Consider the following 8679-nt stretch of genomic DNA (forward strand, 5'->3'; position numbering starts at 1 on the left):
GCCTGTCACGCCGGGGGTCGCGGGTTCGAGTCCCGTCCGCTCCGCCAAACAAACGAAAGTGCCCGCCTTGTGCGGGCATTTTCGTTTGTGCGTCCGGTTGTTGCGCCCGTTCTCGGGCGCGTGACCGCGGAGCGGAGGAAGCCGCCTGCGCGGCTTCCGGCGGGACTCGAAGGGCTGCGCTTGCAAGCGCAGCCGCGGCCTGCGGGATGTAGGCGAGTCCCGTCCGCTCCGCCAAACAAACGAAAGTGCCCGCCTTGTGCGGGCATTTTCGTTTGCGTTTCCGGTTGCGTCCGTCGTGCACTCTGATCCAGGAATCAGGCGCCGCGCCGCTACGAGAAATTCGCGATTGCATCCGCACGCGACTGCGCTATCGTGGCGGGATGCGTTCTTGACCCCTGCGCGATGCTCGATCCGACCGACCTGCGACTCCTGTATCAGCTCCGGCCCGCGGAGCCCGGCGATTTCCCGTTTGCCGAAGCGCTGACGCACGGCAACATGGGCGGCTACTACAAGCGCCATGGGCTCGTGTGGCGCAGCGACCTGTTCTATGCGAGCTGGCGCGAATCCGAGAACTTCATCCTCGAGGCCGACGGCGAGCGCATCGGCGTGCTGCGCGTGACCGAGGAAGGCGATTCGCTGCATATCCGCGACGTCCAGATCGCGGCCGGCCATCGCGGGCACGGCGCCGGCACCTATATGCTCGACATGTCGCACCGCTGGGCGCGTGCGCGCGGGCTGCACGAATTGCAGTTGCGCGTGTTCGTCGATAATCCCGCCGCGCGTCTCTACCAGCGCATGGGCTACCAGGTAGCCGGCCCGCGGCTCGCGCAACTCGGCTCGATCCGCCACATGGTGCGGCCGGTCTGAAGGTCTGACGATCCGGAGCGCAGCGCTCAGCGGACGGCGTCGATCGCGTCGTCGTCCGGCGATTCGTCGTCCGCAATGCGGCCTTCCGCGCCGCGATGCTCGTAGCCGCGCAGCATGAACGCGCGCGGGCTTTCGCCGAATGCACGGCGGAACATCGCCGAGAACGCGCTCTGGCTCTGGTAGCCGAGTTCGCGCGCGATATACGACAGCGGGCGCCCCTGATTCAGCAGCGGGATCGCCCGCGCCAGCAGCGCCTGCTGGCGCCACTGCGAAAAGCTCACGCCCAGTTCCTGCTTGAAGAGCCGCGAAATCGTGCGCGTGCTCGCGCCGACCTCGCTCGCCCAGTGTTCGAGCGATTCCGCATGCGCCGGTTGCGCGAGTACGGATTCGCACAGCATGCGTAGCCGTTTCTCGTCAGGCATCGGCACCGCAAGCGGCAACGGCTCGGCATGGCTCAGCTCGTCGAGCACGAGCCCGCACAGCAGGCGCTCGCGCGCGGTGCTCAGGTCGCGCGCATCGAGTGCGACGATCAGTTCGCGCAGCAATCCCGTCACTTCGACGACGCGGCACGCGTCGAGCCCGTCCGGCACGATCGATTCGTCGATATACAGCGTGCGCAAATACGCTTCCTCGACGATCACGACTTCGTGCGTCACACGCGGCGGCACCCAGATCGCGCGGGACGGCGGCACCATCCACGTCGTGCCGGTCGTCGCGACGCGCAGCACGCCGCGCGATGCGTACGCGAGCTGCGCCCACGCATGCGTGTGCAGCGGGATGCGGTGGCCGGCGTCGACCTGCCGCGCGCGCACGCGCATTGGATGGACGGCGGTCGGCGCGAATTCGGGCGGGATGTCGATGACGTCGTATGGGGTCGATACGTCGGCTTGAACGGGAGGATTCATGGACGGTTCGGGCGGCGCGGCGGCGATGCCGTTATTTTAGAAGGCGCCGCGCGAGCGCATGCGGCGGTTTTTCGGGCGATCATGCCGCGTTCAAATGAACTTTGTATGGGGCCGGGCGAATTCGGCGCGGCTGCCCGAGGCCGCGCGTTTGCCGGTCAGAACCATCAGGCCGATCCGGTGGTCTATCGATGCGTGCGCAATTTCGCACGAATCGCGCGCGAACACCGCAACATACGAATCGAAGAGGAGAACCACGATGCGCTACGTATTCGTCTACGGCACCCTGAGAGCCGGAGAGACCAACGACATCGGCCATGCGGCCGCACGACACGGGATCGTCGCGCCGACGCTGCTTGGCGCGGTCGCGCTGCCGGGCGAGCTGTACGATTTCGGTACGTATCCGGGGATGGTCGCCGGGCCGGCCGGCAAGTCGCTGGTCTGGGGCGACGTCTACGAGGTCGACGAGCAGCTCGTTCCCGTGCTCGACGAGATCGAGCGCGTTTATCCGGGCGTCGACACGCTGTTCAAGCCGGAAGAGGTGACCGTCGAACTCGGCGGCCGGCAGTACGTATGCCTGTATTACCCGGTCGCCGCGCATGCGGCAGCCGGGCGTCCGCGCATCGCGTCGGGAGACTGGGTCCAGCACCGGCGCGAGCGGGAAGCTGCCTGAGCGTCCGCGCGGCAGTCGGTTTCGCCGCAAAAGGAAAGCGCCCCACGGGGCGCTTTTTTCGTGCGGTCGTCGCGTGCGACCGGCGACGGCACGTGGCCGGCCGCCGATCGCAGCGAACCGCTTCGTCAGATTTCCTCGTACAGCGGCAGCGTCAGGAATTCGGTGAAGCCTTCCGACGTCGACATCTGCTCGAAGATCGCCGCGGCGCGCTCGTACGGCTGCGTGTTGCCGCCGACCGAACGCTTCACGTTGTCGAGCTCGACCTTTGCGTATTCGCGCACGAGGTCGGCCGTGACCTTGCGGCCGTCGTCGAGCACGCCCTTCGGCGAGCGGATCCACTGCCACACCTGCGAGCGGGAAATCTCGGCGGTGGCCGCGTCTTCCATCAGGTTGTGGATCGGCACGCAGCCGTTGCCGTCGAGCCACGCGCCGAGGTAGTGGATGCCGACGTTGATGTTGTTGCGCAGGCCGGCTTCGGTGATCGGCGCTTCAGGCTGGAAGTCGAGCAGGTTCTTGCCTTCGACCTGCACGTCGTCGCGCTGCTTCGCGATCTGGTTCGGCGCGTCGCCGAGCACCTTGACGAACTCTTCCATCGCGATCGGCACGAGACCCGGGTGCGCAACCCAGCCGCCGTCGTAGCCGTCGGTCGCGTCGCGCTGCTTGTCCGAGCGCACGCCGCCCATTGCCTTGTCGTTCGCTTCCGGATCGTTCTTGATCGGGATCAGCGCGCTCATCCCGCCGATCGCCGGCGCGTTGCGCTTGTGGCAGGTTTTCAGCAGCAGCAGCGCGTACGCGCGCATGAACGGCACGGTCATCGTGATCTTCGAACGGTCGGCGAGGCAGAAATCGCGGTCGTTCTTGAACTTCTTGATCGCCGAGAAGATGTAGTCCCAGCGGCCGGCGTTCAGGCCCGAGCTGTGCTCGCGAAGTTCGTACAGGATCTCGTCCATCTCGAACGCGGCGAGGATCGTCTCGATCAGCACGGTCGCGCGGATCGTGCCGCGCGGGATACCGACCTGTTCCTGCGCGGCGACGAAGATGTCGTTCCACAGGCGCGCCTCGAGATGGCTTTCCATCTTCGGCAGGTAGAAGTACGGGCCCGAGCCGCGCGCGATCAGCTCCTTCGCGTTGTGGAACAGGAACAGCGCGAAATCGAAGATGCCGCCGGACACGCGCTGGCCGTCGACCGTCACGTGCTTCTCGTCGAGATGCCAGCCGCGCGGACGCACGATCAGCGTCGCGACCTTGTCGTTGAGCTTGTACGACTTGCCGTTCTGCTCGAGCGAGATCGTGCGGCGCACCGCGTCCTTCAGGTTGATCTGGCCGTCGATCTGGTTCGTCCAGCTCGGTGCGTTCGAATCCTCGAAGTCCGTCATGTACGAATCGGCGCCCGAGTTCAGCGCGTTGATGATCATCTTGCGCTCGACGGGGCCCGTGATCTCGACCCGGCGACATTGCAGGTCGGCCGGCAGCGGCGCGACCTTCCAGTCGCCCTCGCGGATCGCCGTGGTATCGGCCAGGAAGTCCGGGCGCTCGCCCGCGTCGAGGCGTTTCGTGCGCTCGGCGCGCGCCTGCAGCAGCGCCTGGCGGCGCGGTTCGAACGCGCGGTGCAGCGCTGCGACGAGTGCGAGCGCGTCGGGCGTCAGGATCGCTTCGTAACCCGGCTTGATTTCGCCGGTGATCGTCATGCCTTGCGGCAGCGTGATCGGGGTGCTCATGAGTCTCATCTCCTTGGTCGGTCAGTTGCGGTTTCGGTGAAAGGGGAATGCGGCAGCTGCGAGCGTCATGCACCCGGGCCGGGGCGCGTGCGGTTTGCGTGTCTGCCGGACGGAGCCGGGGTGGCGAGGAATGCGAGCAGGTCGGCCATGCCGGTGCCCGTGCCGTCGGGCGGCGCGCCGAGTTCCTCGGCGGGCGCACCCGTGCGGTTGAGCCAGAACGTCGTGTAGCCGAACCACGCGGCACCGGCGACGTCCCACGCGTTCGACGACACGAACACGATGCCGCGCGGGTTCGGTCCGAACGCGGCGGTGCCGAGCGCGTAGACGGCCGGACTCGGCTTGTAGGCGCGCACCGTGTCGGCCGACAGCACGCGATCGAACAGCCCGGACATGCCGGCGCTCTTGATCGCGATGTCGAGCATCTGCGGGTTGCCGTTCGACAGGATCGCGAGCGGCGGGCGCGACTCGAGCGCGCGCAGCTTGCGCAGCGCGGGCACCGTATCGGGATAGGTGGACAGGCACGCGTATTCGTCCATCAGCCGTTTCTCGGCCGCGCTGTTCAGCGCGAGGCCGAGCGCGCGCGCGGCGAACCGCAGCGCGTCGAGCGTGATGTCCCGGAACGGGCGATAGCGGGCGCCGGCCGGATCGGCGAGCGTGCGCAGCTGCGAGTATTCGATTTGCTTGCGTCGCCACAGCTGCGACAACCGTTCCCCGTGACCGGGAAACATCTGCTCTGCCGCGGCCACGACCGCATGCACGTCGAACAACGTGCCGAATGCGTCGAAGAGGATTGCGTCGGGAGAGGAGAGTGTCGTTGTGGCCGACATAGCCTTGCGCTCCAGTTTCAGAGGTCGGGTCGATTCTATTCGTGATCGCAGATGCTAAAAAAGACGCTAATCATCACTTGATCTTTTACTTTCATATGCATAATCTTGAGCGGCTTAAGCTATTTGAAGGGCGGCGGTGCCGTCCCTGCGAGTCATGGACCGGTTCAAACAGATCGAAACGTTCGCCGCGGTCGCGGCGAAAGGCAGCCTGTCGGCGGCTGCGCACGCGGAAGGCGTCGCGCCGGCGATCATCGGCCGCCGCCTCGACGCGCTCGAGGAGCGGCTCGGCGTCAAGCTGCTGGTGCGCACGACGCGCAAGCTCACGCTGACGTTCGAGGGGTCGGCATTCCTCGAGGACTGCCAGCGGATCATCAACGACATGCAGAACGCGGAGGCGAGCGTGTCCGCCGGCGGCGTCAAGGCGAGCGGCCATCTGCGCGTTTCCGCGCCGGCCGGCTTCGGCCGGCGGCACGTCGCGCCGCTCGTGCCCGAATTCACCGTCGGGCATCCGGACGTGTCGGTCACGCTCGACCTGTCCGACCGGATGGTCGACCTCGTCAACGAGGGGTTCGATTGCGCGGTGCGGCTCGGCGAACTGCCGGACTCGTCGCTGGTGTCGCTGAAGCTCGGCGAGAATCGCCGCGTATGCGTCGCGTCGCCCGCGTATCTCGCGCGGCGCGGCACGCCGGCCACGCTCGCGGAACTCGCGCGGCACAACTGCCTCGCGCTTGCGGCGAACGCGAACCAGCAGCGCGGCTGGGCGTTCCAGGAGGACGACAAGGTCGTGTCGATCCGCGTGAACGGCACGATGGAATGCTCGGACGGCGCGGTGCTGCACGAATGGTGTCTGGCCGGCCACGGCCTGGCATGGCGCTCGTGGTGGGAGGTCGGCGACGACATCGCGGCCGGCCGGCTCGTCAGCGTGCTCGACGCGTTCGCCGCGCCGCCGATCGGCATCCACGCGGTGTTTCCGCAGCGCCGCCACCTGCCGCTGCGTGTGCGCCTGTTTCTCGATTACCTGAAGCACACGTACGAGCGGCCCGGTTATTGGGGCGAGTAGGCCGCGTATGCCCGCGCGTTTCCGATATGAGGGCGAACCCGCTGCCGGTGCCGGTTGCGCGGTTTCGCACACTACAATCGTAGGAGGCACGCGCGACGCATCGCGGTCGGCCCGAACCGGATCGCGGCGCGCGGAGTGCGATTGACGAAGGAGGGCGCGATGTTCCGGCACATCCTCGTTCCAACCGACGGTTCCGAACTGTCGCAAAAGGCGATCGACGGCGCGATCGACCTGGCTCGCGCGGTCGGCGCGCGCGTGACGGCCTACGCGTGCCTGCCGCAGTATCCGTACTCGCCGTTTTCCGAAGTGATCATCGAGCCGCCCGCCGATTTCCGGGCGCGCAGCGAGCGCGAGGCGCGCGCGCACCTCGACGAGGTCGAATCGGCCGCGAAGGTGGCCGGCGTCGTCTGCGACACGTGGACCAGCGTGCATCCGTCGCCGTATCTCGGCATCATCGAGGCGGCCGAACGCGGCGGCTGCGACGTGATCTTCATGGCGTCCCACGGACGCCGCGGGCTCGGCAGCCTGCTGATCGGCAGCGAGACGCAGCGTGTGCTGACCCATACGAAAATTCCGGTGATCGTCTATCGGTAGGGCGGTGCCTGCTGTTGTGGCCGCGTGGGCGGCAGCAGGACCGGCGCCGTAGAAAAAGGGCGCGCCGGGCAGAGCCGGCGCGCGTCGTTGCTGGCGGCCCGCGGGCCGCGCGGCCGGTCGCGCGATCTGCATCGCGCGCCTGCCGTCTCCTCCCTGATTTTGTTCTGTTGCCGATGGCGCGCCGCTTGCGCGCGTTACGCGACCTTCTTGCCGTCGAAGAACTGTTCGTCTTCGGTCGAGCCGTGCAGCGCGGTCGTCGATGCTTCGCGCTCGACCGTCTGCGTCACCGCGTCGAAGTAGCCGGTGCCGACTTCACGCTGGTGCTTGACGGCCGTGAAGCCCTTGTCGGCGGCCGCGAACTCGGCCTGCTGCAGTTCGACGAATGCGCTCATCTGCGTGCGGGCATAGCCGTGCGCGAGGTTGAACATCGAGTAGTTCAGCGCATGGAAGCCGGCCAGCGTGATGAACTGGAACTTGTAGCCCATCGCGCCGAGTTCCTTCTGGAACTTCGCGATCGTCGCGTCGTCGAGGTTTTTCTTCCAGTTGAACGACGGCGAGCAGTTGTACGACAGCAGCTTGCCCGGGAACTGCTTGTGGATCGCTTCCGCGAACTTCTTCGCGTACTCGAGATCCGGCTTGCCGGTTTCGCACCAGATCAGGTCGGCATGCGGCGCGTACGCGAGACCGCGCGAGATCGCCTGCTCGAGGCCCGGCTTCGTGCGGAAGAAACCTTCCACCGTGCGCTCGCCCGTCAGGAACGGCTTGTCGTTGTCGTCGACGTCGGACGTGATCAGGTCGGCCGCTTCCGCGTCGGTACGTGCGACCAGTACGGTCGGCGTGCCCATCACGTCGGCCGCGAGACGCGCAGCCGACAGCTTCGCGACGGCTTCGCGCGTCGGCACGAGCACCTTGCCGCCCATGTGGCCGCACTTCTTCACCGACGCGAGCTGGTCTTCGAAGTGAACGCCCGATGCGCCTGCCTCGATCATCGCCTTCATCAGTTCGAACGCGTTCAGCACGCCGCCGAAGCCGGCTTCCGCGTCGGCCACGATCGGCGCGAAGAAGTCGACATAGCCTTCGTCGCCCGGGTTCTTGCCTTCCGACCACTGGATCTGGTCGGCGCGCGTCAGCGTGTTGTTGATGCGCTTCACGACGAGCGGCACCGAATTCGCCGGGTACAGCGACTGGTCAGGGTACATTTCGCCCGCGACGTTCGCGTCGCCGGCCACTTGCCAGCCGGACAGGTAGATGGCCTTCAGGCCGGCCTTCACCTGCTGCATCGCCTGGTTGCCGGTCAGCGCGCCGAGTGCGTTGACGAACGGCTCGTTGTTGATGAGGCTCCACAGCTTTTCCGCGCCGCGCTTGGCCAGCGTGTGCTCGATCGGGATCGAGCCGCGCAGGCGGACCACGTCCTCGGCCGAGTAGCCGCGCTTGATGCCTTTCCAGCGCGGATCGGTTTCCCATTGCTTTTGCAGTTCCTGTGCCTGTTGCTGACGCGACATGATGAGCTCCTTGATACGGTGTGTTGCCTAATGGGTCGAATCTGACGGTGCGGATGCTGTTCTCGAAGCGGGAAGCGGTGCGTTCCGTTTCGTGAAGTCTTGTATAAGAGTCTAGGCAAATCGACGAAAGCGAAACAGCGGCTGTCTCAGAAAGTGCGTAAATTTTTAATTGTTTTAAATCAAGCGCTTGTATTCATAATTTCGGGATAAGAAATGCTTTTTCCCATCCCGCAATCGTCTGGGTTGTGCCACGCAGCATGATTTTTTACGACACAAAAAAATTTTTCGTATCGTGAAATGTGCGGCAGGGCGAAAAAAAACCGGCGCAGGTGCGCCGGTCGGCTGGATTGGCGGGACGGCCATCCGTGGGACGGCCATCCGTGGGGCGACCAGCGGCCGCCCGTGCGTGCTTACGACGCGGAATTGCCGCGGCGCGGGCCGCTGCTGCGCTGGCCGTCGCGACGCGGGCCGCCGTCGCGGCTGCCGCCCGGCTTGCCGCTCCAGCCGCCGCCATTGCCGCCGCCGTAGCTGCGGCC

At 66.4% G+C, this 8679-nt stretch carries 9 protein-coding genes; 4 read left to right on the forward strand and 5 right to left on the reverse strand.

The window, feature by feature from the left end:
* Nucleotides 1-402 precede the first annotated feature (402 nt).
* On the forward strand, nucleotides 403-867 hold the full coding sequence (locus ACPUER_RS35245; RefSeq protein WP_175961184.1) for a GNAT family N-acetyltransferase: 465 nt from the start codon (nucleotides 403-405) through the stop codon (nucleotides 865-867).
* Nucleotides 868-893: 26 nt separating this feature from the next.
* Here ACPUER_RS35245 and ACPUER_RS35250 read toward each other — a convergent pair whose 3' ends face one another.
* Nucleotides 894-1772, reverse strand: a complete 879-nt coding sequence (locus ACPUER_RS35250) for an AraC family transcriptional regulator (RefSeq protein ID WP_175961183.1) — start codon at nucleotides 1770-1772, stop codon at nucleotides 894-896.
* Nucleotides 1773-1862: 90 nt separating this feature from the next.
* Complete coding sequence (locus ACPUER_RS35255; protein ID WP_175961181.1) at nucleotides 1863-2027, reverse strand: hypothetical protein; 165 nt, start codon at nucleotides 2025-2027, stop codon at nucleotides 1863-1865.
* A 1-nt stretch (nucleotide 2028) separates the two neighbouring features.
* Here ACPUER_RS35255 and ACPUER_RS35260 point away from each other — a divergent pair, with 1 nt between their 5' ends.
* On the forward strand, nucleotides 2029-2442 hold the full coding sequence (locus ACPUER_RS35260; protein WP_425133389.1) for a gamma-glutamylcyclotransferase family protein: 414 nt from the start codon (nucleotides 2029-2031) through the stop codon (nucleotides 2440-2442).
* Between the two features lie 125 nt (nucleotides 2443-2567).
* Here the strand turns inward: ACPUER_RS35260 and aceB are convergent, their stop codons facing one another.
* Nucleotides 2568-4160 carry a malate synthase A gene (aceB, locus tag ACPUER_RS35265; RefSeq protein WP_425133390.1) on the reverse strand — a complete coding sequence of 531 codons (1593 nt, stop codon included), beginning with the start codon at nucleotides 4158-4160 and terminating at the stop codon, nucleotides 2568-2570.
* A 65-nt stretch (nucleotides 4161-4225) separates the two neighbouring features.
* Nucleotides 4226-4987 carry a haloacid dehalogenase type II gene (locus ACPUER_RS35270; protein WP_425133391.1) on the reverse strand — a complete coding sequence of 254 codons (762 nt, stop codon included), beginning with the start codon at nucleotides 4985-4987 and terminating at the stop codon, nucleotides 4226-4228.
* Nucleotides 4988-5141: 154 nt separating this feature from the next.
* Here ACPUER_RS35270 and ACPUER_RS35275 point away from each other — a divergent pair, with 154 nt between their 5' ends.
* Nucleotides 5142-6047 (forward strand): LysR family transcriptional regulator, encoded by a 906-nt coding sequence (locus ACPUER_RS35275; protein ID WP_310143373.1) that lies wholly within the window; start codon nucleotides 5142-5144, stop codon nucleotides 6045-6047.
* Nucleotides 6048-6206: 159 nt separating this feature from the next.
* Complete coding sequence (locus ACPUER_RS35280; RefSeq protein WP_034184755.1) at nucleotides 6207-6641, forward strand: universal stress protein; 435 nt, start codon at nucleotides 6207-6209, stop codon at nucleotides 6639-6641.
* Between the two features lie 194 nt (nucleotides 6642-6835).
* On the opposite strand, the gene aceA is transcribed toward ACPUER_RS35280, so the two are convergent.
* Nucleotides 6836-8143, reverse strand: coding sequence for an isocitrate lyase (aceA, locus tag ACPUER_RS35285; protein WP_152863933.1), 1308 nt, complete (start codon nucleotides 8141-8143; stop codon nucleotides 6836-6838).
* Nucleotides 8144-8679: the final 536 nt, after the last annotated feature.

The organism is Burkholderia sp. DN3021, assembly GCF_049805555.1.
In the GTDB taxonomy this organism is placed as follows: Bacteria; Pseudomonadota; Gammaproteobacteria; order Burkholderiales; family Burkholderiaceae; genus Burkholderia; species Burkholderia pyrrocinia_C.

What these genes read in the sequence shown, in the direction of transcription:
- ACPUER_RS35245 (WP_175961184.1), top strand. Translation starts at nt 403, where the DNA reads ATGCTCGATCCGACCGACCTGCGACTCCTGTATCAGCTCCGGCCCGCG.
- ACPUER_RS35250 (WP_175961183.1), bottom strand. Translation starts at nt 1,772, where the DNA reads ATGAATCCTCCCGTTCAAGCCGACGTATCGACCCCATACGACGTCATC.
- ACPUER_RS35260 (WP_425133389.1), top strand. Translation starts at nt 2,029, where the DNA reads ATGCGCTACGTATTCGTCTACGGCACCCTGAGAGCCGGAGAGACCAAC.
- aceB (WP_425133390.1), bottom strand. Translation starts at nt 4,160, where the DNA reads ATGAGCACCCCGATCACGCTGCCGCAAGGCATGACGATCACCGGCGAA.
- ACPUER_RS35270 (WP_425133391.1), bottom strand. Translation starts at nt 4,987, where the DNA reads ATGTCGGCCACAACGACACTCTCCTCTCCCGACGCAATCCTCTTCGAC.
- ACPUER_RS35275 (WP_310143373.1), top strand. Translation starts at nt 5,142, where the DNA reads ATGGACCGGTTCAAACAGATCGAAACGTTCGCCGCGGTCGCGGCGAAA.
- ACPUER_RS35280 (WP_034184755.1), top strand. Translation starts at nt 6,207, where the DNA reads ATGTTCCGGCACATCCTCGTTCCAACCGACGGTTCCGAACTGTCGCAA.
- aceA (WP_152863933.1), bottom strand. Translation starts at nt 8,143, where the DNA reads ATGTCGCGTCAGCAACAGGCACAGGAACTGCAAAAGCAATGGGAAACC.